Origin of the sequence: Listeria sp. ILCC797 (assembly GCF_900186185.1) — a bacterium.
Classification (GTDB): domain Bacteria; phylum Bacillota; class Bacilli; order Lactobacillales; family Listeriaceae; genus Listeria; species Listeria goaensis.
In genome coordinates, this window is sequence record NZ_FYBS01000002.1 from 101,481 (window position 1) to 124,319 (window position 22,839).

25 protein-coding genes and 1 tRNA gene are annotated in these 22,839 nt (G+C 42.2%); 21 read left to right on the forward strand and 5 right to left on the reverse strand.

Going from position 1 to position 22,839, the window contains the following annotated elements:
* Position 1 precedes the first annotated feature (1 nt).
* A complete protein-coding gene (locus BN1609_RS03080) occupies positions 2-1,036 on the forward strand; it encodes a nucleoid-associated protein (RefSeq protein ID WP_088809302.1) in 1,035 nt (344 codons plus the stop codon).
* 41 nt (positions 1,037-1,077) lie between these two features.
* Here the strand turns inward: BN1609_RS03080 and BN1609_RS03085 are convergent, their stop codons facing one another.
* Positions 1,078-1,458 carry a VOC family protein gene (locus BN1609_RS03085; protein ID WP_088809301.1) on the reverse strand — a complete coding sequence of 127 codons (381 nt, stop codon included), beginning with the start codon at positions 1,456-1,458 and terminating at the stop codon, positions 1,078-1,080.
* A 134-nt stretch (positions 1,459-1,592) separates the two neighbouring features.
* Here BN1609_RS03085 and BN1609_RS03090 point away from each other — a divergent pair, with 134 nt between their 5' ends.
* The 12 genes from BN1609_RS03090 to BN1609_RS03145 all read left to right on the forward strand — a co-directional run bounded on the left by BN1609_RS03090 (position 1,593) and on the right by BN1609_RS03145 (position 11,783).
* Positions 1,593-2,219: an MBL fold metallo-hydrolase gene (locus BN1609_RS03090; protein WP_088840524.1), complete on the forward strand. Its 627-nt coding sequence runs from the start codon at positions 1,593-1,595 to the stop codon at positions 2,217-2,219.
* A 12-nt stretch (positions 2,220-2,231) separates the two neighbouring features.
* Positions 2,232-2,483, forward strand: a complete 252-nt coding sequence (locus tag BN1609_RS03095; protein WP_088809300.1) for a (4Fe-4S)-binding protein — start codon at positions 2,232-2,234, stop codon at positions 2,481-2,483.
* Entirely contained in the window at positions 2,473-2,778 is a 306-nt protein-coding gene (locus tag BN1609_RS03100; protein ID WP_369821460.1) for a GNAT family N-acetyltransferase, read from the forward strand. The genes BN1609_RS03095 and BN1609_RS03100 overlap by 11 nt, the downstream gene beginning before the upstream one ends.
* The gene (locus BN1609_RS03105; protein WP_088840498.1) at positions 2,775-3,911 is read left to right on the forward strand and encodes a low temperature requirement protein A; all 1,137 of its coding nucleotides are present in this window, start codon (positions 2,775-2,777) and stop codon (positions 3,909-3,911) included. The genes BN1609_RS03100 and BN1609_RS03105 overlap by 4 nt, the downstream gene beginning before the upstream one ends.
* Positions 3,912-4,137: 226 nt before the next feature.
* Positions 4,138-5,505 (forward strand): Nramp family divalent metal transporter, encoded by a 1,368-nt coding sequence (locus BN1609_RS03110; RefSeq protein ID WP_088840499.1) that lies wholly within the window; start codon positions 4,138-4,140, stop codon positions 5,503-5,505.
* A gap of 61 nt (positions 5,506-5,566) precedes the next feature.
* Positions 5,567-6,454 (forward strand): AraC family transcriptional regulator, encoded by an 888-nt coding sequence (locus BN1609_RS03115; protein WP_088809296.1) that lies wholly within the window; start codon positions 5,567-5,569, stop codon positions 6,452-6,454.
* A gap of 62 nt (positions 6,455-6,516) precedes the next feature.
* Positions 6,517-7,587 carry a Gfo/Idh/MocA family protein gene (locus BN1609_RS03120; protein ID WP_088825517.1) on the forward strand — a complete coding sequence of 357 codons (1,071 nt, stop codon included), beginning with the start codon at positions 6,517-6,519 and terminating at the stop codon, positions 7,585-7,587.
* Positions 7,588-7,603: 16 nt separating this feature from the next.
* Entirely contained in the window at positions 7,604-8,338 is a 735-nt protein-coding gene (locus tag BN1609_RS03125) for a sugar phosphate isomerase/epimerase (protein ID WP_179946618.1), read from the forward strand.
* Positions 8,335-9,057, forward strand: a complete 723-nt coding sequence (locus tag BN1609_RS03130; RefSeq protein WP_088809293.1) for a ThuA domain-containing protein — start codon at positions 8,335-8,337, stop codon at positions 9,055-9,057. Before BN1609_RS03125 ends, BN1609_RS03130 begins: the two co-directional genes overlap by 4 nt.
* Positions 9,058-9,063: 6 nt before the next feature.
* A complete protein-coding gene (locus BN1609_RS03135) occupies positions 9,064-10,032 on the forward strand; it encodes a sugar phosphate isomerase/epimerase (protein WP_088809292.1) in 969 nt (322 codons plus the stop codon).
* Positions 10,032-11,090 carry a Gfo/Idh/MocA family protein gene (locus BN1609_RS03140; protein WP_088840501.1) on the forward strand — a complete coding sequence of 353 codons (1,059 nt, stop codon included), beginning with the start codon at positions 10,032-10,034 and terminating at the stop codon, positions 11,088-11,090. The genes BN1609_RS03135 and BN1609_RS03140 overlap by 1 nt, the downstream gene beginning before the upstream one ends.
* Before the next feature lie 90 nt (positions 11,091-11,180).
* A complete protein-coding gene (locus BN1609_RS03145; protein ID WP_088840502.1) occupies positions 11,181-11,783 on the forward strand; it encodes a DJ-1/PfpI family protein in 603 nt (200 codons plus the stop codon).
* Positions 11,784-11,819: 36 nt separating this feature from the next.
* Here BN1609_RS03145 and BN1609_RS03150 read toward each other — a convergent pair whose 3' ends face one another.
* Together BN1609_RS03150 and BN1609_RS03155 are read right to left on the reverse strand one after the other, a co-directional pair.
* Positions 11,820-12,338, reverse strand: a complete 519-nt coding sequence (locus BN1609_RS03150) for a GNAT family N-acetyltransferase (RefSeq protein WP_240310317.1) — start codon at positions 12,336-12,338, stop codon at positions 11,820-11,822.
* Positions 12,339-12,404: 66 nt separating this feature from the next.
* Positions 12,405-12,821 carry a hypothetical protein gene (locus BN1609_RS03155; RefSeq protein ID WP_088809288.1) on the reverse strand — a complete coding sequence of 139 codons (417 nt, stop codon included), beginning with the start codon at positions 12,819-12,821 and terminating at the stop codon, positions 12,405-12,407.
* Between the two features lie 390 nt (positions 12,822-13,211).
* On the opposite strand from BN1609_RS03155, the gene BN1609_RS03160 reads away from it, so the two are divergent.
* From BN1609_RS03160 to ahpF, 4 genes are all read left to right on the forward strand, one after another.
* The gene (locus BN1609_RS03160) at positions 13,212-14,723 is read left to right on the forward strand and encodes an ABC-F family ATP-binding cassette domain-containing protein (RefSeq protein WP_088840525.1); all 1,512 of its coding nucleotides are present in this window, start codon (positions 13,212-13,214) and stop codon (positions 14,721-14,723) included.
* A 45-nt stretch (positions 14,724-14,768) separates the two neighbouring features.
* The gene (locus tag BN1609_RS03165) at positions 14,769-15,206 is read left to right on the forward strand and encodes an SRPBCC domain-containing protein (RefSeq protein WP_088809286.1); all 438 of its coding nucleotides are present in this window, start codon (positions 14,769-14,771) and stop codon (positions 15,204-15,206) included.
* 225 nt (positions 15,207-15,431) lie between these two features.
* Entirely contained in the window at positions 15,432-15,995 is a 564-nt protein-coding gene (gene ahpC, locus BN1609_RS03170) for an alkyl hydroperoxide reductase subunit C (protein ID WP_088809285.1), read from the forward strand.
* A gap of 2 nt (positions 15,996-15,997) precedes the next feature.
* A complete protein-coding gene (ahpF, locus tag BN1609_RS03175) occupies positions 15,998-17,527 on the forward strand; it encodes an alkyl hydroperoxide reductase subunit F (RefSeq protein WP_088825524.1) in 1,530 nt (509 codons plus the stop codon).
* Positions 17,528-17,566: 39 nt separating this feature from the next.
* Here ahpF and BN1609_RS03180 read toward each other — a convergent pair whose 3' ends face one another.
* Together BN1609_RS03180 and BN1609_RS03185 are read right to left on the reverse strand one after the other, a co-directional pair.
* Positions 17,567-18,211 carry a hypothetical protein gene (locus tag BN1609_RS03180; protein ID WP_088825525.1) on the reverse strand — a complete coding sequence of 215 codons (645 nt, stop codon included), beginning with the start codon at positions 18,209-18,211 and terminating at the stop codon, positions 17,567-17,569.
* Positions 18,212-18,315: 104 nt separating this feature from the next.
* Positions 18,316-18,406, reverse strand: a tRNA-Ser gene (locus tag BN1609_RS03185).
* A 148-nt stretch (positions 18,407-18,554) separates the two neighbouring features.
* Here BN1609_RS03185 and BN1609_RS03190 point away from each other — a divergent pair.
* The 4 genes from BN1609_RS03190 to BN1609_RS03205 all read left to right on the forward strand — a co-directional run bounded on the left by BN1609_RS03190 (position 18,555) and on the right by BN1609_RS03205 (position 22,735).
* Positions 18,555-19,469, forward strand: coding sequence for an aldo/keto reductase family oxidoreductase (locus BN1609_RS03190; RefSeq protein WP_088809282.1), 915 nt, complete (start codon positions 18,555-18,557; stop codon positions 19,467-19,469).
* 57 nt (positions 19,470-19,526) lie between these two features.
* Positions 19,527-20,327: a hypothetical protein gene (locus tag BN1609_RS03195; protein ID WP_088809281.1), complete on the forward strand. Its 801-nt coding sequence runs from the start codon at positions 19,527-19,529 to the stop codon at positions 20,325-20,327.
* 163 nt (positions 20,328-20,490) lie between these two features.
* Positions 20,491-22,431, forward strand: coding sequence for a heavy metal translocating P-type ATPase (locus BN1609_RS03200; protein ID WP_088809280.1), 1,941 nt, complete (start codon positions 20,491-20,493; stop codon positions 22,429-22,431).
* Between the two features lie 85 nt (positions 22,432-22,516).
* Complete coding sequence (locus tag BN1609_RS03205; RefSeq protein ID WP_088809279.1) at positions 22,517-22,735, forward strand: lipopolysaccharide assembly protein LapA domain-containing protein; 219 nt, start codon at positions 22,517-22,519, stop codon at positions 22,733-22,735.
* Positions 22,736-22,839: the final 104 nt, after the last annotated feature.

A 22,839-nucleotide genomic window follows, 5' to 3' on the forward strand; every position in this document is an offset into this window, starting at 1 on the left:
GATGGTGGATTTTACATATGCGAAAGTGAAGCAGCTCGTAGTTCATTTTGTGGGGAATAAAGCGCAGGAGGAAGGCTATGAGGTGTCAAAAAATTGTTTGACGGATATTTCGGAAGATTTGAACCGGACGCTTGTTTCGATTTTTTGTGATGGTTTTCAAAATGATGATTTTTTTCATTTTACGCATGAAACGAGTTTGGATTTCAATGAGGTTTATACATATTCTAATAATATTTTTGCTGATAATACGCATTTTTTAGAGGATACAGAGCAAATTTTAAAGCATTTATATAGTGAATCGACACATCCGAATATTAAAAGTGGTGATGTGTGGATTTTTGAATTGGAAGGCTGCGTTGTGGATGGGAATTTCACGAATGCAATTGGGATCTTTAAAGTGGAAAATAAAGAAGTATATGTTAAAAATGATTTTAATGGGGAAAAATTCACGATTAGTTATGATTCAGGGGTGACGGGTACTGATTTAGATAAAGGGTGCTTTATTTTTAATGATGCACTTGAAGATGGAGGCAAAGTGCTGGTGCTCAGTCGGCTTTCGAAAAATGACTCGATATATTGGAAGGACCGCTTTTTAGCGATTGAAAAAACTGCGGATGAAAAATTTTATACAGAGAGCTTTGTTAATATTTGTACGGACTATATTAAGCAAAAAGAGGAGTCGCTGATGGAGAAGGCGAGTTTTGTGAAGGCGACGAGCGAGTATATGCAGTCGTCAGAAATGCTTGATATTGATGCGTTTACGGAGAAAACGATTGAGAGTCCGGTGCAACAGGCGGAATTTAAGACGATTGTGGAGAACTTTGAGCAGGAAAATAATTTTCGTTTGCCGAAGGAATTTCAGGTGGACGAGGAAAAAGCGGAGAAGCTTTCTAAAAAAGTGAGAAAAACGCTTAAATTGGGGCGAAATATTACGCTTACGGTTAAGGATTTGGAAAACTTGAACGAAGATGATTTTGTGCAAGGGTATGATCAGGAACGTGGACGGAAGTATATGATTGTTTATTTTGATGAGTAAAAAAGCCAAGCATGTTGTGAACGCATGCTTGGCTTTTATTTTTAGCGATTTTGAATAACTTCTGTTTTGTAGCCGTCTGGGTCGGTGATGAAGTAATAAGTTGGATCGCTACCTGGAAGACCTTTTAAGTCTGTAACGGTGTAGCCCGCTTGGACGTGTTTTTGGTGAGAGGCTTTCAAGTCGTCTACACCAACAGCTAGGTGGCCATAGCCGTCGCCAATATTATAAGGTTCCTTTTTATCATAATTATAAGTGAGTTCAAGTTCGAATCCACCCTCCTCGAAAGCGAGATATACGAGCGTGAATTCGTGTTCTGGAAAGTCTTTGCGGCGTGTTTCTTTTAATGCAAAAGCGTTCGTGTAAAAATCAAGGGATTTGTCTAAGTGTTGGACGCGGATGCATGTATGTAGCATATTTGCCATTTTATTTCCTCCTCTTCTGGTTCTTGTTTTATTTTAGTATAGCGGTCTATGAATTTCAACCTCGAGGACTCGCGTTGTTTGGATTCGTGCGTTATAATGAAGCTAGAAATTATAATGAAGGTGTGGGTGTTTGCATGCTAAAAGTAGAGCATATTGTGACAGGGCCAGTGGAAGAAAATACGTATGTGGTTCATGACGGGAAGTCGCTTCTGGTCATTGATCCGGGAAGTGAGCCGGAGCGAATCATTGAGATGATTGAAGGGACAGGTGCAAAGCCAGTGGCGATTTTGCTGACGCATACGCATTATGACCATATTGGTGCGTTAGACACGATTCGTGACCACTACGAGATTCCTGTTTACGTGAGTCCGCTTGAAGAGGAATGGCTTGGGAATCCGGAGCATAATGGTTCGATTATGTTAAGAGATTACGGATTTGCTTTGATTAAAGCGCGTCCCGCGGAATTTGAACTGGAGATGCGAGATTATGATTTTTCTGGTATCAAATTTAAAGTCGTACCGACGCCAGGGCATTCCATTGGGAGTGTGAGTTTTATTTTCGGTGATTTTGCCGTAGTTGGTGACGCTTTATTTAAAGGCAGCATTGGGCGGACAGACCTTTATACGGGTGACACGGAGATGCTTCTTAGTAGTATTCAAACTGAGCTATTTACTTTGCCTGATGAAACGATTATTTACCCGGGGCACCGAGAGTCTTCTACGATAGGTTTTGAAAAAGCGACAAATCCATATTTTAATTAGGAGGAATGCTTGATGAATGAACAAGAATTACTCGAAAAGGGCTACCGCAAGTATGACGGGGAAAAAGTAGATGTGTTTTTCAATACGTCAATTTGTGCACACTCGGGAAATTGTGTGCGCGGGAATGGTGAGCTGTTTAATTTGGACCGGAAACCATGGATTTTACCAGATAATGTTGCGCCAGAAGAGGTTGTTCGCGTCATTGATACGTGCCCGAGTGGGGCGCTGAAGTACATTGTTCATACGACTGAAAATGAAAAGTAGGGAGAGATGTGTGATGGAATTCAAAAATGGTGAGAACCGAATTTATGCACTTGATGATAACGGAGAAGAAGTAGGCGAGATTACATTTACAGATGCAGGTGAAACGATGTTTATCATTGATCATACTGGTGTGGATGATAAGATGCGTGGCCAAGGAATTGCTAGCCAATTAGTGGCGCACGCTGTCGAAAAGGCAAGACGGGAAAATAAAAAAGTGATTCCGCTTTGTCCGTTTGCTAAAGCTGAGTTTGCACGTAAGAAGGAGTACCAAGAAGTGGAAGCGAACCGTAAATGAATGTTTTAGACTTGAAGAAAGAGCGAAAAGTTTCCTGGCTTGAGCTCTTTTTCGATTTAGTCTTCGTAACTGCGGTGTCGAGTACGACGCATTTATTGCTTGAAGTTGACGAGCATCCGGGGAAAGTTGCTGTTTATTTTGGCGAATATTTGCTGATGGTGACGCCGATGTTTTGGGCATGGATTGGTCAGACGATGTTTTTCAATCGCTACGGGGAACAAGTGAAAAGACCCGAGATGTTTATGTTGAGCCAGATGTTCTTCCTCATTTTGATGACGGCGAGTTTTGATTTGAACTTTAACAATACATTTTATACGTTTATCATTGGGTATGCGGGGATTCGGCTGATTACGGTTTTACAATATTTTATTGTGAGCAAAAGGCTTTTGGCGGATGCTAGGCGTGTTTCGAAGTTGCTCGGAACGATTTTTCTAATAGGCATTCTCATTTCGCTAAGTTCGATGTTTTTTGCTAGCCCAATTCGTTATTTTGTCATGTATGTGGGGATTTCATTTGATATTATTATGCCGATTGTGCTCACACGTCGCCTAAAAAAAGTACCCGTGGATTTCTCGCACTTGGCGGAGCGCTTTGGATTGTTTGTCATTATTACTTTTGGGGAAAGTATCGTTGCGATTACCAGCCTTTTAGTTGGGCATACAGAAAATTTATACATGTTACTTTATACGATATTAAGTTTCGGTCTAATTGCCACGCTTTTCGTGTCTTACTTCCACAGTTTTGAACATGCTTTAGACAATGAAAAGGAAACAAACGGGCAAGTTTTACTTTACGGGCATTATTTTATCATCGTGGCCATCATGATTCTTGCCGCAAATATTCATTTGCTCTTTGCTGGGCATCTTGAAAAGAACATTCTACTGCTGTTTAGTTATGGTGCGGTCGCCGTATTTTTTATTGCGAAACAAATTGTGTTTGGGTTTCATCAAAAAGCGGAAATCGAATTTTCTTTTTGGAAAGACACCATGCTAGTGCTGCTTCTAATCGCCGCGTTTTTAATCAACCAATTGACGACCTTACCTGTTGTAGCGAGCTTCGTTTCGCTGTGGCTTATTGCGCTTCTCGATTTGGCGCTGCAATTTAGGAAGACGCGGAGGGTGCGCGGGAAGTGAATTTATTTGAAAATAGGTGGGCACTGGTGGTTGCTTATCTGACTGGATAAATGCTTCTTTTGTGGAAATGGAATTAGATAAAAAAGATTGCTATCAATGTGATAGTGAGAGTCGACTCATCTTTATGGGGGCGGCTCTTTTTTTACAAAACTCGATATTTTCCTATTGACAAAAATGTTTCCTTGATGCAAAATATATTTATTAGAAATAGAGAGAAGGCAGGCATATGGAGTCAGAGGAGCTTATCATAAATAAAAAAAAGAAAAAGGGAGCGTGGATTCAAGACGCGCACAATGTTAGTTTGGAAGAAGTGCATAGCACGGTTCGGATCCCTAAAAATGCTGGTTTTATGAAAAAATTGTTGGCGTTTATGGGGCCAGGATCGCTTGTTGCGGTTGGTTACGTGGATCCGGGGAACTGGGCGACATCAATTGCTGGGGGCGCGAGATTTGGCTATACGTTGCTTAGTGTCGTTTTAATTTCCAACTTAATTGCGATGCTTTTGCAAAGTTTGTCGGCGAAGCTTGGAATTGTGACGGGAATGGATCTCGCGCAGGCAACTCGGGCTGCTGTTGGGAAAAAAACGGCGGTGGTGCTGTGGATTTTGACGGAGCTTGCTATTATTGCAACGGATATTGCGGAGGTCATTGGCTCTGCCATTGCGCTGAATTTATTGTTTGGTATCCCGCTGCTTTTAGGGGTGGCGATTACGACGCTCGACGTCTTGCTGCTTTTACTTTTACAGAAAAAAGGGTTTCGTATTATTGAATCCATCGTCATTGTTTTAATGACAACCATTCTTTTAATATTTGGGTTTGAGGTTGTGGTTTCGCACCCGAACGTGGCGGAGCTTATGAAAGGCTATATTCCGCAAAAAGAAATTGCGACAAACCCTGCGATGCTTTTCATTGCGCTTGGCATACTTGGGGCGACAGTGATGCCGCACAATTTGTATTTGCACTCGTCACTTGTGCAGACGAGGCGCTACGACCGGACACGAGATGGGAAGAAGGAAGCGGTCAAATTCGCGAAGATTGACTCCACTTTTTCCCTAACCGTAGCTTTTGTTATTAATTCTATGATTTTGATTCTCGGCTCCGCGGCATTTCACGGTACGGGGCTGAATGTGACGGAGATTGAGGGGGCGTATAATCTGCTCGGTCCGACGCTTGGCATGGGGATTGCGAGCACGCTTTTTGCTGTGGCACTTCTTCTTTCTGGGCAAAATTCGACCATTACGGGTACTTTAAGCGGTCAAATCGTCATGGAGGGTTTTATTCACCTTCGTATGAAACCGTGGCTACGGCGTGTGATTACGAGGCTTCTTGCGGTCATTCCTGTGTTTATCGTGACGCTTCTAGCAGGCGAAAAAGGAACGGGTTCGCTGCTGCTTTGGAGTCAGGTTATTCTTAGCCTGCAATTGCCGTTTGCGGTTGTACCACTCGTTTTGTTTACGAGTAGCAAACAAAAAATGGGTGAGTTTGCGAATAGCCGCTTAGTGAAAATCACCGCCTGGTGTGCAACAATTGTGATTGTGGCGCTGAATATTTTCTTGCTTAGTTATATCGTTATGACGGGTCAAGATTTAGGGTAACACACGGCGGGGGATTTATAGTAAAATGGATGAGAAGCCTAAGGAAAAAGGAGCATATACGATGGGCAATTATCTTGAAATCCCGAATTTGGACAAAAATTTTCCGTTTCGTACATTTACAAATGATGGCGAAGTGCTTGTGTATCCTCATTGGCATAAAGAAATCGAAATCATTTATGTGCTTCGTGGCAGTTTGAATTTAGGTGTGAACGATGTGCCGATTCAGATGAATGCGGGAGAAATTCAAATCATTAATGGCGGCGATGTACATTATTTTCTTGGTTCCCCGAACAGCGAGCGAATCGTGATTCAATTTGATTTGGCGTTTTTCCAACAAGATAAGAAGTCAGATGAGCAAGCCGATTTACGGCGTTTGTTTCAAACATGCGTAAGCTCAAGCAGGCACTGGGACGATCCGATTCGTTCGAAGATGCGCGAACTGATTTTGGCGATTCACGAAGAAGAGCAAAAGCAGAAAGACGGATTTGAATATGCGACAAAGGCCAAAATGTTGGAGATGCTCGTTTTGCTATACCGCGAAGTGCCAAAAAATGAAGCTATTCCAGATAACTTGTTTCAAGGCGAGGCCGTTTTGAAATCGCAGGAAACGTTAGAGATGCTTGATGAAATTTTTTCTTATATTGAACAGCGCTACAAAGAGCCAATTGCTTTACAGGAAATGGCTGATTTGACTGGCTTTAGCACGTATTACTTCACAAAGTTTTTTAAACGCAACACGGGTATGACTTTTGTTACCTTTTTAAATGATTATCGTTTAAATAAAGCAAAATGGATTTTAATAAATGAAGCCTATCCAATTACGGAAGTTGCGGAAATGACGGGCTTTAGTAGCGTCAAAACGTTCCACCATGCTTTTAAGCGAGCGATGGGAATTGCGCCACTTAAATTCAGGAAGACAATATACGAGAAGAATCGGACAATAAAGTAGGAAGAATTTCTCTCATTTGTTTTGTATGATAAGGCTATACAAAACGAATGGGGGATTTTTTTATGAAGATTGGAATTATCGGTTGTGGTGGTATTGCAAACGGAAAACATATGCCTAGTTTGGCGCAAGTTGAAGGTGTGGAAATGGTCGCTTTTTGCGATATTATTCCAGAACGTGCAGAGGCGGCAAAACGTGATTTTGGGACAGAAAATGCAAGCGTATACACGAACTTCAAAGAACTGTTAACGGATAAAAGTATTGATGTGATTCATGTTTGTACGCCGAATATTTCGCATGCCGAAATTACAATTGCGGCGTTACATGCGGATAAACATGTGATGTGTGAAAAACCGATGGCGAAAACAGCTAAGGAAGCTCAGGCGATGATTGATGCGGCAAAGGAAACAGGGAAGAAATTAACCATTGGGTATCAAAATCGTTTCCGCAAAGATTCTCGTTATTTACATACGGTTTGCGCGGACGGGGAACTGGGCGATATTTATTATGCGAAGGCGAAAGCAATTCGTAGACGAGCTGTACCGACATGGGGCGTATTTTTAGACGAGGAAGCTCAAGGCGGCGGCCCGCTGATTGATATTGGCACACATGCGCTTGATTTAACATTATGGATGATGGATAACTATAAGCCGAAATATGTAGTTGGAAATAGCTACCATAAACTTTCAGGGACGGAAAATGCGGCCAATGCTTGGGGTTCTTGGGATCCAGCCAAATTTACTGTGGAAGATTCGGCGTTTGGTTTTATTACGATGGAGAACGGCGCAACAATTGTGCTTGAAGCGAGCTGGGCGCTGAATACGCTAGACGTTGGGGAAGCGAAAACGGTGCTTTCAGGGACGCTAGGCGGTGCGGATATGGAAGATGGCCTACGAATTAATGGTGAGGCGCACGGTTTAACATATGAGAAAAAAATTGACCTTGAAACTGGTGGCGTGGATTTCTATGATGGCACGGGTGAGGATCCAGCTGTTCTTGAAGCACAAGCTTGGATTGAGGCACTTCGGGAGGGTCGCGATCCAGTCGTTAGGCCAGAGCAGGCACTAGTTGTGACACAAATTCTAGAAGGCATTTATGAATCGGCAAAAACTGGAAAACCGGTATTTTTTAATTAGAAAGTAGGGGGTTTTGATGAAACAAAAAATCGGACTGCAAATGTGGAGTGTGAAGGAAGATGCAGAACGCGATTTTTTTGGAACACTTGAAAAAATTGCGGAAATGGGCTACGACGGCGTTGAATTTGCGGGTTATTACGGCGTGAGTGCGGCGGATTTGAAGGCGAAGCTCGCGGAACTTAATCTTGCGGTAGCAGGTTCGCACATTCCGCTTGAACGCTTGCTTGGCAACATTCGTGAAGTGATTGACTACGAAAAAACGCTTGGTAATAAACATATCGTTTGTCCATATGCGGATTTTAAATCGGCTGAAGCGTGGGCGGAACTGGCTGAACAGTTTGAACAAATTGCGCAAGTCGCGACACAGGCGGGCATGACGTTTAGCTATCACAACCATGCACATGAATTTCGAATGATTGACGGCCAATATATTTTAGACTTTTTGCTCGAAAAAGCGCCACATATTTCGCTCGAACTGGACACGTATTGGGCGGAATTTGCGGGTGTGTCGGCGCCCGATTACATGGAAAAATACAAAACCAGAATGTCGCTTGTGCATTTGAAAGACCGTTTAGGCGACGAAAGCACTGAAATCGGAAATGGCGATTTAAATATCCAAAGTTTTGTTGATGCGGCACGTAAAAATGGCACGGAATGGCTTATTGTGGAACAGGAAGCGTTTCAGAAATTCGAGCCGCTTGAGAGCATTGAAACGGGCTTTCGTAGCCTAGAAGGGATGGTAGCAAAATGACACAAGTCACAGTTTGGAATGAGTTTCGCCATGAGAAAGAAAGCGAGGTCGTGAAAAGCATTTATCCGGATGGGATTCATGGTCAGATAGCGTCATTTCTAAAGGCGGCGGGCTTCGATACGCAGACGGCCACGCTTGATGAGCCTGAACACGGTCTTACGGAAGACGTTTTAAACAAAACCGATTGTTTGATTTGGTGGGGGCATATGGCGCATGGCGAGGTATCGGAAGAAATTGTTTCGCGTGTGCAAAAGCATGTTCTCCGTGGTATGGGACTTGTTGTGCTTCACTCGGGGCACATGTCGAAAATTTTTATGCGTCTTATGGGCACAAGTTGCGATTTGAAGTGGCGTGAGGCGGACGAGCGCGAGCGGCTTTTTGTGGTCGATCCGAGTCACCCGATTGCAGAAGGCATTCCAGAATCGTTTGAGCTTGAAAAAGAAGAAATGTACGGCGAGCATTTTGATATTCCAGCGCCTGATGAAACGGTGTTCTTAAGTTGGTTTGAAGGCGGAAATGTATTCCGGAGCGGAATTACGTATAAACGCGGCAACGGGCGAATTTTTTACTTCCAACCAGGCCACGAATCCTACCCAACTTATCACCATGAATGGGTGCAAAAGGTGATTGTAAACGGGGTTAAATGGTGTTCGGAAAATCGCAAGACGTATCCAGAGTATGGGAATCAGCAACCATTTTATACAATTGGAAAGGAGTAATGAGCGATGAAATTAGGAGTTTTTACGCCGCTATTTGCGGATTTAAGTTTAGAGGAAATGCTAGATAAGGCGAAAGAAAGCGGGCTTGACGCGGTGGAAATTGGAACGGGAGGAAATCCTGGGAATCATCACTGCCCAACTGATGAGCTTTTGGAAAGTGCTGCTGCGCGCGAGGCGTATCTTGCGAAATTTCAAGAGCGCGGGATTCAAATTAGTGCGCTAAGCTGTCATGATAATCCGATTTCGCCTGTTAAAGAGGAACGCGAGGCGGCGGATCTGATTTTGCGGAAAACAATTAGGTTGGCGGCACTTTTAGGCGTTCCGGTTGTCAATACGTTTTCGGGGACTGCAGGGGATTCAGACGAAGCGAAGGCGCCAAACTGGCCTGTCATTCCTTGGCCGACGGTTTATAGCGACATGAAAACGTGGCAGTGGGAAACGAAACTCATCCCGTATTGGAAAGAAATTGGCAAATTGGCGGAGGAGCATGGCATCAAAATTGGTATCGAGCTACACGGCGGCTTCCTTTGCCACACACCTTACACAATTTTAAAATTACGGGAAGAAACGAGCGATGCAATTGGGGTCAATCTTGACCCAAGTCATCTTTGGTGGCAGGGGATTGATCCGGTTGGCGCAATTAAAATTTTAGGCGAAGCCGGTGCGATTCATCATTTCCATGCGAAAGACACCTATTTAGACCAAGATAATATTAATATGTATGGCCTTACAGATATGCAACCTTATGGGGAAGTAAAAACGCGTGCGTGGACATTCCGTTCAGTGGGGTGTGGTCATAGCCTCGCAGAATGGTCTGATATGATGAGTGCGCTTCGTACGTACGGATATGATTATGTTGTGAGTATTGAGCATGAAGATCCGCTCATGTCGATTGACGAAGGTTTCAAGCGCGCGGTAACGAATTTGCGTTCGATTTTGATTCGTGATACGCCGCAAGATATGTGGTGGGCATAATGGAAAAGGTGAATTTAGTTATTGTTGGTTTCGGTGGCATGGGGACGTACCATGTGGAGCTTGCTAAAATGAGCGACCATGTTGTTCCTGTTGGGGCTTATGATATTGATGAAAATGTGCACGAAAAAATTCGTGAAAAAGGCTTGCGCGTTTATCGGAGCTATCAGGAAGTTTTGGCTGACGAGTCGGTTCATGCGGTTTTAATTGCGACACCAAATGATGTGCATAAAAAGCTAGTCATTCGCGCGTTAGAGTCTGGCAAGCACGTTTTATGTGAAAAGCCGGTTACGCTAAATAGCGAGGAGCTAAAAGAAATTTTAGCGGTGGCAAAGAAGACTGGGCGGACGTTTATGGTGCATCAAAATCGGCGCTGGGATCAGGATTTCTTGATCATAAAACGCATGCTTCAGGAGAAAGCAATTGGCGATGTATTTCGAATTGAATCGCGCGTGCAAGGGGCAAATGGTATTCCGGGTGACTGGCGTCATTTGAAAGCGCAAGGTGGCGGCATGGTACTTGACTGGGGCGTTCATTTGCTCGATCAGCTGCTATTTATGGTTGATTCGCGCATCAAGAGTGTGTCTGCGAACCTAAGCTTTATTTTAGGAGATGAAGTGGACGATGGTTTTACGAGTTTAATTTCGTTTGAAAATGGTGTGACGGCGCATATTGAAGTGGGGACGACGAACTTTATTAAGCTACCACGCTGGTATGTCCTCGGCACGAACGGAACGGCGGTCATTCGCGACTGGGATATGAGCGGGGAGATGGTAATTGCAATGGAAAATCTGCATAATTCCGAGCCGACACCGATTCAAGCAGGGCAAGGCCTAACCAAAACGATGGCGCCACCTTCCGAAGAGGCGACGGAAACCGTTTCGCTGCCGGCACCACTTGAAATGGAGACGAGCCTGTATAACAATTTTGCGGACGTCATTTTAAATCAGGCAGAACCAATTATTAAAAATGCAGAAGTTTACCGCGTATTGATTTTAATCGAAGCGATTTTTAAAGCTGCAGAAGAAAATAAAATTATTGAAAACTTTGATATCGTTTAAAAAAACGCCACGGTGGAACATTACTAAAAACAGCTTGATTTCTTAAAAGCAGGAATCAGGCTGTTTTTTTTAGAAAAAGGAGTGGTAGTCTTGGAAAAAGTACTATTTGTGTTGCTCGACGAATTTGCCGATTGGGAAATTGCCTCCCTTGCAGCGGCTATCAATGAAACACCAGAAAATGGCGAGGAAAAGCGTTATTTAGTAGAAACCGTGTCCCTTTCAAAAGAACCCATTAAGTCCATTGGCGGAATTACGGTGCTGCCCGACTACGCGCTAAATGAAGTCCCAACAGATTTTGTGGCACTTATTTTGATTGGCGGAAATTCATGGCGCAAAAAAGAAAGCGAAGATGTTATGGAACTCGTGCACTATGCAATTAAGCGCAACGCCGTCTTAGGTGCGATTTGTGATGCGGCTTATTTCATTGGCTCGCATGGCGTTCTAAATGAAGTGCAACATACAGCGAATTATTTAGAGGAGTTGCGGGAATTGCCCGTTTATAAAGGCGAAAAACACTTTGAAGAAAAGCAAGCCGTTCGAGATGGCTTAATCGTTACAGCGAATGGTTCCGCCATTTTTGAGTTTGGGAAGGAAGTTATGCTTGCGATGGAAGCCTTCCCGAAAGAGGAAATTTTGGAATGGTATGATTTCTTTAAACTAGGCTATTACGAGGCGAAAAAGAAAGGCAAATGACAAACGGCGAATATGGCCGTTTGTCATTTGCCTCGTTTAAATATCTTCCGGATTAAGAATGGAAAGCGTCATATGATCTTCCCATTTTCCGTTAATTTTAACATTTTTCCGTGCAATACCTTCTTTTTCAAAGCCAGCTTTTTCTAAAACACGCATGCTCCGAATATTGTGCGGCATGACACCAGCCTCAAGACGGTGCAATTTTAGCTCAGAAAAGGCGATTTCAACAACTTGTTTGACCGCTTCAGTCATATAACCACGGCCATTCATTTCTTTATCTAAAAAGTAACCAATCCAAGCGCTTTGCAAACTATGGCGCAGTACACCAGTGAGCGCGATAAGACCGATGATAGTTTGATCATCTTCAATTAGATACGAATAAGCTTGATCTTTTTCGCGGTCTGACATGGCTTGCATGATGCGTCTTTTTTGTCCAGCAAGCGTATAAAATTCTTCATTTCTTAGCCCTGTGTAGTTTTGGAAAAATTCCCGGTTGCGCAGTTCGAGCGCAAGTAAGTCCTCTGCATCAGACAGTCCCATTTGTCGTATGTGCATCATAAAGCCCCCCAAAAAACGTTTAACTATTTTTAGTATACACGAGTTGGAAAGGTCAGGCGACTTTTAACGCGTTAAAACCATTTCAATGTCATGCAAGTACTTGACCTGCCCTTGTTCTAAGTTTAAAGCAAGCCGGGAGATAACGCCTAGTAGGTCGTTGTTCATTCGAATTTTCTCCGTAATAATGACGCGCGTTTGGTTGTCCTTCGCCGTCTTATATTCCTCCCAAATGTAGCCGCTAAAAAAGCGATGTTTAATTTTATAAACGCGATATTTAGTAGGTTGTTCATCAATGATATGGAATTCCAGTTTTTGCCCGTTCGGATAAAATTCAGTTATTTTATTTGAGGAAGGTTCAGTTTCTACACGTATAATATCTGTCCGCCAAGATACATTACTACGATTGGCTAATAGTTCCCAAACTCTGTCAATAGGGGCAGAAACAATACGTTCAGCTACAGATTTTTCATAGAGCCACATAAAAATTCCCCTTTCTTTCTAATTAACGTTCTTATACCTTTTTTCGGTTTGTTTAAAACGCATTTGACAGAAATTAAAATATGGTTTATTCTGCTAATGAACAGGAAGTGTTGAAATTGAGATTAATTGTACCGTTAGTAGAAAAGATTTCCTCTGCACAACTGAATGCGACAAGGCATTGTGTAGAGGCTAATAAATTCGAAATTCCTTGTCGGTAAAAGCCGCAAATTGAGGTAGTTTATTTGTGTTGTATTTTTACCGACAGTGACTGAAATTTATTTAAAAGGCCAAAGACAAGTGCGCTTGTCTTTGGCCTTTTGTTTTGATAGGAAACAGGAGGCGAACGGAACGCTTCCTGTTTTTTTATTTTGTTCGAAAGAGGAGATTGAAATGAGTATTTTAGAAGTGAGAAATTTAACGCAAAGTTTTCCAGATCGCTTACTATATAAAGAAGCGGAATTTAGTATTTACAAAGGAGAACATGTTGGTGTCGTAGGTCAAAACGGCGCAGGCAAAAGCACGCTTTTACAAATTCTACTTGGACAGCTTTTGTCAGATAATGGTGTCATCAAGTGGCAACAAGGCTTACAAATTGGGCATTTAGACCAATATGCGGAAGTGGACGGCGATCACGACATCGAAGCTTATTTGAAGCTTGCCTTTGCGGATTTCTTTCATAAAGAAGAAAAAATGAATGAGCTGTACGCGACTGGTGATGCAGAAGCAATTGAAATGGCAGCGAAAATCCAAGAAACACTACTCCAAATGGATTTTTACGGGATTGACCGAAAAATTGCGGAAGTGACGCGGGGGCTAGGGATTGATGCGTTTTTAGGGCAGCAAGTGAAAAGTTTAAGCGGCGGTCAACGCGCCAAGGTGATTTTGGCGAAGCTACTACTCGAAGCGCCAGATGTTCTGATTTTAGATGAACCGACGAACTTTTTAGATGAATTCCATATTAAGTGGCTTTCAGGCGTATTGCAATCTGCGGAAGGTGCGTTTATTGTGGTATCGCATGACCAGGCGTTCTTAGAGGCAGTGACGACGCATATTTTAGATGTTGAATTTGGGACGATTAAAAAGTATACGGGAAACTATCAAGCATTTTTAGGACAAAAAGCGCATTTACAAGAAGCCTATACGCGTGAATATACGAAACAGCAAAGGAAAATTTCGGAAACGGAAGCGTATATTCGGAAAAACAAGGCGGGTGTTCATTCAAAAATGGCGCGGGGGAGGCAAAAACAATTGAATCGGCTGGAACGGATTGCCCCTCCGACGTTCCACGAAAAACCTCGCTTTATTTTTAAAGAAAAAACGGGCGTAGTTAGTGGCGAAAGCCTAGTCGTATCAAAACTTTTAGTTGGCTATCAAAAAGCGCTTTTGCCCGAGCTTGATTTCTACGTGCATGCCGGCGAAAAGCTTGTGATTACAGGGTTCAACGGCATAGGGAAGTCCACGCTTTTGAAAACGATCCTTGGCAAAATTCAAGCCCTTTCTGGAAAAGCTGTTTTTGCTAAAAACGTGCGTATTGGTTACTTTGAGCAAGACCTCGTTTTCCAAGCACCAGAAATGACGCCCCTCGCCTACATTAAAAACAAGTTTCCTGAAAAGGGGACAAAAGAAGTTCGGCAAATTTTAGCGCGTAGCGGCATCCGTGCCGAGTTTGTGGAACGCCCAATTGCTACACTGAGCGGCGGCGAACAGTCCAAGCTAAAACTAACAGAGCTCCTTCTTCTTGAAACGAACTTTTTGATTTTAGATGAGCCGACCAATCATTTGGATGCACTTGCGAAAGCAGCGCTTAGGAAGGCACTTCAAACGTACAAAGGAAGCTTACTTTTAGTATCGCATGAAGCCGATTTCTATAAAAATCTAGCAGAACGCGAATTAAAGTTGTGAGGACAAACAGTTTTTACTACAATAGAAGAAAAGGGGGAGAAGCTTATGCAAACGAATGTGAGTTTACTAATTAAGAAACCTGTAGCGGTCGTTTTTGAAGCTTTTATTGAACCAGACGTGACAACCAAGTTTTGGTTTACCAAAAGTTCCGGTAAGTTAGTTGTTGGTCAAAAAGTAACGTGGGACTGGGAAATGTATGGTGTCTCGGATGAAATTTTAGTTTTAGAAATTATCCCAAATGAGCGTATTCACGTCCGCCATGCGAATGCAAAAGAAACGATTTGGAAGTTTGAGGCGTATTCAGAAACTGAAACTATCGTTAAAATCCAAAATGGTGAATTTGATGAACTGAGTGAGATTATTGATGCAACGGAAGGCTACACGCTCGTATTAAGTGGACTTAAAGCCTATTTAGAGCAGGGCGTCTTGTTAAATTTAATAGAAGATAAGCATCCTAACGCAAGAGTGGATAGAGAAAAATAGAAAGCTAATTGATAAAATGAAAAAAATATCACAAATTTAGCTTTAGATTTCACAAACTGAACATGGCTTTGTATCAGGTTTTCATGCTGATGTTGAGCTTCGAATGTTCAGTTTGTATTTATTTTTAGTTTATAAATATTATAATTTACTGTTGACATCTTCCTAAAATCAGATGATAATTTAAAAGTGAGCAATCACGAATTAAAGCTTTTAGGAGGAATTTACATGTCATTAATTGGAAAAGAAATAGAGGAATTTACGGCGAAAGCATTCCACCAAGGTGAATTTATTGATGTATCATCTGAAAACTTTAAAGGAAAATGGAGTGTAGTTTGCTTTTATCCAGCAGATTTCACATTTGTTTGCCCGACAGAGCTTGAGGATTTGCAAGACCAATATAAAACGCTTCAAGATTTAGATGTAGAAGTTTATTCTGTTTCTACAGATACGCACTTTACACATAAAGCATGGCACGATTCTTCAGATGCCATCGGTAAAATCGAGTACATAATGATTGGCGATCCGTCACACACTATTTCAAATATTTTCGATGTGCTGGACGAAGAAGAAGGCTTAGCAAATCGCGGAACATTTATTATTGATCCAGACGGAGTTGTTCAAGCTGTAGAAATTAACGCAGATGGTATTGGTCGCGACGCTAGTACTTTAATCGATAAAATTCGCGCAGGTCAGTACGTGCGGAATAATCCAGGCGAAGTTTGCCCAGCGAAATGGAAAGAAGGCGCTGAAACGCTTAAACCGAGCCTTGACCTTGTAGGGAAAATCTAAAGATGCCTTTAGAAAAAGAAATCAAAGAACAGCTAGCGGGTTATCTGGAATTACTTGAGCAAGATATTGTCTTAAAGTTAAGTGTCGCAGCAGATGAAAACTCCGAGAAGCTGGCAGAATTTGTAACAGAAATTGCCGAGATGTCGCCTAAAATCCACATGGAAAAAGCGAGCCTTGCGAAAACGCCTAGCTTTAGCGTCGAACGCGTTAATGAAGATATGGGCATTGTTTTTGCAGGCATTCCACTCGGGCACGAATTCACTTCATTCGTTTTAGCGATATTACAAGTGAGCGGCCGGGCACCGAAAGTGGACGAGAAAATCATTCGGCAAATCAAAAAAATTAGTGGAACGTTCCACTTCGAATCTTACGTTAGCCTAACATGTCACAACTGCCCAGACGTCGTTCAGGCACTCAACATCATGAGCATTTTAAACCCAAATATTAGCCATACGATGGTTGAAGGTGGTATGTTTAAAGCGGAAGTCGAAGCGAAAAACATTATGGCTGTTCCGACAGTTTTTGCAAACGGTGAGCCATTTGGAAATGGCCGCATGACAATCGAACAAATCGTAACTAAAATTGCTGGTGCAGCTGACGCGTCGGAGTTTGAAACAAAAGAACCGTTTGATGTCCTCGTCATTGGTGGCGGGCCGGCTGGCGCTAGCGCGGCGATTTACGCGGCTAGAAAAGGTATTCGAACGGGTATCGTAGCTGAAACTTTTGGTGGCCAAGTTTTAGAGACTTTAGGCATCGAAAATGTGATTGGAACGAAATATACGGAAGGTCCGAAGCTGATGGCGCAAGTGGAGGAGCATGTGAACGAGTATGATGTTGACGTGATGAAATCCGTTCGCGTAGCAAGCCTTTCGAAAAATGAACAAGTGGAAGTAACGCTTGAAAATGGCGCCGTATTGACGAGTAAAACCGCAATTATTTCAACGGGTGCTAGATGGCGTAATATCGGCGTTCCTGGCGAACAAGAGTTTAAAAACAAAGGTGTTGCGTATTGTCCGCACTGCGATGGCCCTCTTTTTGAAGGAAAAAAAGTCGTCGTTGTGGGCGGCGGTAATTCTGGAATTGAAGCCGCGATTGATCTCGCAGGAATCGTCAAACATGTGACGGTGCTCGAATTTATGCCAGAATTAAAAGCAGACCAAGTGTTACAAAAACGCCTATACTCTTTACCAAATGTAACGGTGCTGAAAAACGTTCAAACGAAAGAAATTACGGGTGACAGCAAAGTAAATGGCGTAACATACGTGGACCGCGAAACAAATGAAGAAACGCATATTGATGTGGAAGGCGTCTTCATTTTAATTGGTCTGGCACCAAACACAGAATGGCTAGAAGGCACTGTGGAGCGCACGAAAATGGGCGAAATTATAGTAGATAAACACGGCGCGACAAATGTGCCAGGCGTGTTTGCTGCTGGGGATTGTACGGATAGTGCTTATAAACAAATTATCATTTCGATGGGATCAGGTGCAACAGCTGCGCTGGGCGCGTTTGATTATATGATTCGGAATTAAAAACTTAGCAGGCATTTTAGTGCCTGCTAAGTTTTTCTATTACCAATTATTAGGCGCATTTTTGATTAAACTAATGATATATTGTTCGGTAAGTTTTCTCTGTTGATTGGTTAATAGCCAATTTATTGCTGGTCCCGAAAACAGTAAAAAAGTAATATAGAGTGTTCCTAACATCTCTAAAGGAGATTTAAAGTACGCTGTTATAAAACTTCCAATAAGTCCTAGAAGAAATGAAGCTAAAATAGGTATGAAAACAGGGATGGGTGCTTTGTTTTTTGCTTCAAAATAACTTAAGAGCAAGTGTCTTTCTTCAGGAGATAAATTTAAAATACTACTTTTGATTTTTTTGAGTTTACGATATGTATTCTTTTTTTTATATGAATTGTTACTGTCAATTTCGAAGGCTTGAATTTCAAATCCAATTCTTCTATTCATGCCTTTTTTTAAATATTCATAGGAATTTTTATAGGTTGGGGCAAGCATTAATCCAAGCATCAATAGCGTGACTAGAATTAAATATGTCCAGTTAGTTATTTCTATGAAAACTAAAAAAACACTTCGAGATAATAATGCTTTTGAAACAAAAGTGATGATAAGATATAAGATAGTGAGTATTAGTGTTAACACCATGGAATAACGTCGTTTACGATAAAATTTTATAACGATATTTATAATTTTGTCCAAGTTGATTTTCTCTCCCATATATGTGTATTTTATAAAATTGAGTAGGATTCTGCTTATTTTATTTAAAACAAAAAGCCTTGAAAAATCAAGGCTTTTTGTGCGAACGGAGAAACGGGGATTCGAACCCCGGCGCGAGTTAGACCCGCCTAACAGATTTCGAGTCTGTCCCCTTCAGCCGGACTTGGGTATTTCTCCACGACAAAAGTTATTGTATAATAAAACAGCTTAAAAAGCAACAGCCACTTGTTTAAAATAGGGGATTTGGCGAGTTTTTTAATTAAAAGATGATATCGTTTTCATGAAATGGTAAAATGAAAGTATCTTAATTAAAGAGGTGGAAATAGTGGAACAGTTAAAACTTGGTGGCAAACTTGCTGCGCCTAGCATTGCAATTGGCTGTATGCGTATGGCTGATTTATCGGTTGAAAAAGCAGAGAAAGTGATTCAGACTTCTCTTGAAAATGGCTTGAATTTTTTTGATCACGCGGATATTTATGGCGGTGGGAAATCGGAAGAAATTTTTGCAGAAGCGATTCAAAAGGCTTCTGTACCGCGCGAAAAACTTATTTTGCAATCGAAATGTGGGATTCGAAATGGCTTCTTTGATTTTTCGAAGGAACATATTATAAACTCAGTTGAGGGGATTTTAAAACGGTTGCGTACGGAGTATTTGGATGTCCTGTTACTACATCGTCCGGATACGCTTGTTCAACCAGAAGAAGTAGCGGAAGCTTTCTTTGAACTTGAAAAGAGTGGGAAAGTGCGTCATTTTGGTGTGAGTAATCAGAATCCGCTTCAAATTGAGCTTTTGAAGAAATCTGTGGAGCAGGATTTGCTTGTGAATCAGCTGCAGTTTAGCATTATGCACACAGGCATGATTGATGCAGGGCTAAATGTGAATATGACGGTTGATGCTGGAGTTGTGCGCGATAGCGGGATTTTGGATTACAGCCGTTTAAATGATATGACAATTCAGGCCTGGTCGCCGTTCCAATACGGCTTTTTTGAAGGTGTGTTTTTGGATAACCCGAAATTTCCGGAATTAAATCAAGCAGTCAATCAATTGGCGGAGAAATATCAAGTTTCGAACTCAGCAATTGCGGTGGCTTGGATATTACGCCATCCGGCTAAAATTCAAACGGTGCTTGGAACGATGAACCCGGAACGTATTGCAGGAATTCGCAAAGGCGCTGACATTGAGTTGACGCGTGAAGAATGGTATGAAATTTACCGTGCAGCTGGAAATGTGTTGCCGTAAAGAAAACTGGAAAGGCGTAGAAGATTTTTTCTATGCCTTTTTTTAAAGGGGAATGGTATGAAATTTGAATTATGGAATGAACATACATTTTATTCGCGAGTGAACGAAGCAAAAATTTATGCGGCGATGGCTGACTTAGAAAGCGGCTATTGCCGAGTGCTGGTGCTAGAATCCACGCCTAGTTTAGCGGGGAGCTCCTATATTCAAGCGATGAAGGAAAAAGATAGTTATACGGTTGAAATCCGTTTTGAGAACGGTGATGAGTCGTTCAAACAGTTACAAAGAAAAATGGTGGATGTTGAAGAACTTACCAATCTTTTTCAAGCCTATGCAAATGGAATTCCGCCAAACATCGAGGGGTGGAAAGACATCACGGAACTTGTTGCTTGGTATTTTGATGATGCTGAAACAGGTGTCACGCGCGAAACCTCGCACCCTTATTTTCGACAAGCTTTCCTAGCCGATATTTATTACGACATTAGTCAAGAGGAGGCCCCCTTTGGAAACGATACAGGTGCTGATACGCTCGCTTTTTTAGAAGAACTAATTGAAGCGGATGAGCTGGAAGATTTAGATGCTTACCCGAAAGAGTTAATCGAAGAGAACTGGGAAATGCACTTTTTTCCTGCAAGTGAAAACCTTTCGGAGGAAATAAAGCAAACGTATAAAACAGAAATCTATCAATCCTACCAAGTCATCATCGCAACTGGTTTTTCCTCGATTAAAATCACTGGCGAAATTTCTGAAGAGCTCAAACAGGAAACCGTGCTTGCGCTTCAAAAGTTAGCGGATATGACAAATAAATCCATTTATGAACAACAGGCAACAGCGATGGAAAAGTTTTCGCTAAATTCGTGAATTTATTGCCAGTTCCATTGAATTACCTTGCTAAATTTAGTATAATAAAGGTGAAAAAATAATATAAATTTAATGTAAATCTGTTTCTCACGCTAGTGGGAGCAGATTTTCGTGTTTTTTAGGGGAACGAAAATGATTCTCAAATAGAAAGGATGGGGAAAACATGCAAAAAATAAGAGAAAATGTTGCTTTTATTGCAACCGCTGTGAGTGGGATACTCATACTAATCGGCTGGCAACTGGAAGGCAAAATTTCGGAAATGGGCATTGCGATTATTTTTATAACGGCCTTCATTATCGGTGGTTTCGAGCAAGCGAAATCGGGTATTTTGGATACCATCAAAACGCATAAGTTGAACGTTGAACTACTGATGGTCCTTGCCGCAACAGGTGCATCCATTATCGGATACTGGCTGGAAGGGGCCGTCTTGATTTTCATTTTCTCACTAAGCGGGGCGCTTGAAACTTACACGACAAACAAAAGCAAGCGCGAGCTCACAAAATTGATGGCTTTAAAGCCTAAAACCGCTTTTTTGCAAGGGGAAAAAGGAGAGTTAACAGAAGTGCCCGTCGGTGACCTAGCTATTGGCAATCTCATTTTAGTTCGCCCGGGTGAGCGCGTTCCAATTGATGGCGTGATTTGTGGCGGTGAAACGACCGTGGACGAATCCGCGATAAACGGCGAATCAATGCCGAAAGAAAAATCAAATGGCGCTGACGTATTTGGCGGGACCGTCAATTTGACTGGCGCCGTTACGGTTTCTGTCAGCAAAACGGAAGGGGAAACGCTGTTTAGCCAAATCATTCAAATGGTGCAAGACGCTGAAAATCAGCCCTCTGAAACAGCGGCTTTCATCGAGCGCTTCGAGGACAAATATGTCAAAGCCGTGCTCGTTTTAGTCGGCATCATGTTGTTCTTGCCGCATTTCGCACTCGGTTGGACGTGGAATGAAACCTTTTACCGCGCCATGGTTCTCCTAACCGTCGCCTCGCCGTGCGCACTCGTCGCCTCCGTTACACCCGCGACACTCGCCGCAATTTCAAACGGGGCAAGACATGGGATTTTGTTTAAAGGGGGCGTTCACCTTGAGCATTTAAAGCGCGTTCGTGCAGTGGCTTTTGACAAGACAGGCACCTTAACGCGTGGCACACCCAGCCTTACCGATTTTATTTTAGAAACGGAAGACCAAGATGAGCTACTAAATGTCGTCTATACGCTCGAGAAAAATTCCACCCACCCGCTAGCAAGAGCGATTTCAGATGCACTAGGACGCCGCGGCGCCACCTACTTGCAAGGTTTAGTAACCGAAGACGTCCCCGGATTTGGTGTTCAGGCTGCTTACGCAGGTCACAACTGGAAAGTCGGCAAAGCCCGTTTTATAGGCGCAGAAAACACGGCCAAGTATGTAGATGAATACGCCGAAAATTTAGCCAAAGAAGGGAAAACAATCGTTTATGTGGCAAAAGACAATTTAGTGGTTGCGGTGCTCGCATTACGAGACGAGGCCCGCAGAGAAGCCGTCCGGGCGATTTCAGCACTAAAAAGCGATGGCATACAAACGGTGATGGTGACAGGAGATAATGAGGAAACCGGCCTTGCTATTGGAAGAGAAATTGGCATTGATTATGTTATTGCAGGTTGTTTGCCGGAAAATAAAGTGGCTGTGATGAACGATTTAAAAGCTACTTACGGCAGCGTTTGTATGGTCGGCGATGGCATCAATGACGCGCCCGCACTTGCGCATGCGACAGTCGGTGTTGCGATGGGAGAGGGCACCGATATTGCGATGGAAGCCGCAGATATTGTTTTAATGAAAAATGATTTAGAAAAACTGGCTTATGCCAGAAAGCTTTCCGTGCGGCTTTCCCGCATCGTGAAACAAAATATTTTCTTTTCAATTGCAGTTATTATTTCGCTTGTCATTTTAAACGTATTCCAGTCGATCAACTTGCCTTTTGGCGTCATCGGGCATGAAGGAAGTACGATTTTAGTCATTTTAAATGGCTTGCGGTTACTACTAAACAATCGCAAATCCAGACAGCGAACGCATTCACAAACTGGTGAAGACTTCCAACCTAAAATTTACGTGCACACAACACCTTAAAAAAGCTAATTTGAAAAAAAGAACGTTTCTTGCATAGAGAAACGGGAAAAGAAGGGGAGAATAAATTAAAAAAGGGGGCAGCATCATGGAAGACGATTCCAAAAAAATATCGATAAGGCTAATTGTTATATGTATTATCATTGCACTTGTAGTTTTATTTATGATTCTAAACAGAGAAAGTGTAACAATCAACTTATTATTCGGCAAAATGACGATTCCAATTTTCATGGTCATCGCTATTTCTGCAATTTTAGGCTGGCTTGTTGGTTTTCTAGTACCTAAAGTTAGAAAGAAAGACAAGTAAAGGTTAGTTTTTTAAAATCCGTTCGTTATGAGCGGATTTTTGTTTGACTATTTAAAGTCGGGGGAATATCCAAATAGATTTTATGTTTAAGAAGCGTATTCAGG

Bases quoted from the DNA above. Each gene is read 5' to 3' on its own strand.
- BN1609_RS03140 (WP_088840501.1), top strand. From the start codon at position 10,032: ATGGAAAAGGTGAATTTAGTTATTGTTGGTTTCGGTGGCATGGGGACG.
- BN1609_RS03195 (WP_088809281.1), top strand. From the start codon at position 19,527: ATGAAATTTGAATTATGGAATGAACATACATTTTATTCGCGAGTGAAC.
- ahpC (WP_088809285.1), top strand. From the start codon at position 15,432: ATGTCATTAATTGGAAAAGAAATAGAGGAATTTACGGCGAAAGCATTC.
- BN1609_RS03205 (WP_088809279.1), top strand. From the start codon at position 22,517: ATGGAAGACGATTCCAAAAAAATATCGATAAGGCTAATTGTTATATGT.
- BN1609_RS03085 (WP_088809301.1), bottom strand. From the start codon at position 1,458: ATGGCAAATATGCTACATACATGCATCCGCGTCCAACACTTAGACAAA.
- BN1609_RS03090 (WP_088840524.1), top strand. From the start codon at position 1,593: ATGCTAAAAGTAGAGCATATTGTGACAGGGCCAGTGGAAGAAAATACG.
- BN1609_RS03105 (WP_088840498.1), top strand. From the start codon at position 2,775: ATGAATGTTTTAGACTTGAAGAAAGAGCGAAAAGTTTCCTGGCTTGAG.
- BN1609_RS03120 (WP_088825517.1), top strand. From the start codon at position 6,517: ATGAAGATTGGAATTATCGGTTGTGGTGGTATTGCAAACGGAAAACAT.
- BN1609_RS03200 (WP_088809280.1), top strand. From the start codon at position 20,491: ATGCAAAAAATAAGAGAAAATGTTGCTTTTATTGCAACCGCTGTGAGT.
- BN1609_RS03080 (WP_088809302.1), top strand. From the start codon at position 2: ATGGTGGATTTTACATATGCGAAAGTGAAGCAGCTCGTAGTTCATTTT.
- BN1609_RS03115 (WP_088809296.1), top strand. From the start codon at position 5,567: ATGGGCAATTATCTTGAAATCCCGAATTTGGACAAAAATTTTCCGTTT.
- BN1609_RS03155 (WP_088809288.1), bottom strand. From the start codon at position 12,821: ATGTGGCTCTATGAAAAATCTGTAGCTGAACGTATTGTTTCTGCCCCT.
- BN1609_RS03100 (WP_369821460.1), top strand. From the start codon at position 2,473: ATGAAAAGTAGGGAGAGATGTGTGATGGAATTCAAAAATGGTGAGAAC.
- BN1609_RS03130 (WP_088809293.1), top strand. From the start codon at position 8,335: ATGACACAAGTCACAGTTTGGAATGAGTTTCGCCATGAGAAAGAAAGC.
- BN1609_RS03150 (WP_240310317.1), bottom strand. From the start codon at position 12,338: ATGCACATACGACAAATGGGACTGTCTGATGCAGAGGACTTACTTGCG.
- BN1609_RS03125 (WP_179946618.1), top strand. From the start codon at position 7,604: ATGAAACAAAAAATCGGACTGCAAATGTGGAGTGTGAAGGAAGATGCA.
- BN1609_RS03110 (WP_088840499.1), top strand. From the start codon at position 4,138: ATGGAGTCAGAGGAGCTTATCATAAATAAAAAAAAGAAAAAGGGAGCG.
- ahpF (WP_088825524.1), top strand. From the start codon at position 15,998: ATGCCTTTAGAAAAAGAAATCAAAGAACAGCTAGCGGGTTATCTGGAA.
- BN1609_RS03135 (WP_088809292.1), top strand. From the start codon at position 9,064: ATGAAATTAGGAGTTTTTACGCCGCTATTTGCGGATTTAAGTTTAGAG.
- BN1609_RS03165 (WP_088809286.1), top strand. From the start codon at position 14,769: ATGCAAACGAATGTGAGTTTACTAATTAAGAAACCTGTAGCGGTCGTT.
- BN1609_RS03095 (WP_088809300.1), top strand. From the start codon at position 2,232: ATGAATGAACAAGAATTACTCGAAAAGGGCTACCGCAAGTATGACGGG.
- BN1609_RS03160 (WP_088840525.1), top strand. From the start codon at position 13,212: ATGAGTATTTTAGAAGTGAGAAATTTAACGCAAAGTTTTCCAGATCGC.